The organism is Halomonas sp. SIMBA_159, from assembly GCF_046536035.1.
GTDB classification, from domain to species: Bacteria; Pseudomonadota; Gammaproteobacteria; order Pseudomonadales; family Halomonadaceae; genus Vreelandella; species Vreelandella venusta_A.
In genome coordinates, this window is sequence record NZ_JAWJBT010000101.1 from 1 (window position 1) to 451 (window position 451).

Here is a 451-nt window from a genome sequence, read left to right on the forward strand (position 1 = left end):
CGACGACCTCAAGCACGACACCCCGGCGGTGCAGAAAGACGACACCGAGTGGCGCAAGCAGCTTTCCGACATCGAATATCAGGTGACGCGCCACGCGGCCACCGAGCGCCCGTTCACCGGCCGTTATCACGATCATTGGGAACGCGGCATTTATGACTGCGTCTGTTGCGGCACACCGCTGTTCGAATCGGATACGAAGTTCGACGCCGGCTGCGGCTGGCCGAGCTACTTCAAACCGATCAACGGTGAAGTGATTGCCGAAAAAACCGACCGGTCGCACGGCATGCTGCGCATCGAGGTTCAATGCAAGAATTGCGGCGCGCATCTCGGCCACGTGTGCGAAGACGGACAGGCGCCAACGGGTCTGCGCTACTGCATCAATTCGGCTGCGTTACAATTCGACCCCAAGTAACGCAGCGTCCGGGTTTGGCGCTCTCTGTGCCTGTGCTGG

Annotated in this window: 1 protein-coding gene; it reads left to right on the forward strand. The window is 60.5% G+C overall.

Annotation, left to right across the window (positions count from 1 at the left end; all coding sequences use genetic code 11):
* Positions 1–28: 28 nt before the first annotated feature.
* On the forward strand, positions 29–412 hold the full coding sequence (gene msrB / locus R0J87_RS18550) for a peptide-methionine (R)-S-oxide reductase MsrB (RefSeq protein ID WP_498888026.1): 384 nt from the start codon (positions 29–31) through the stop codon (positions 410–412).
* The last annotated feature ends 39 nt before the right edge of the window (positions 413–451 follow it).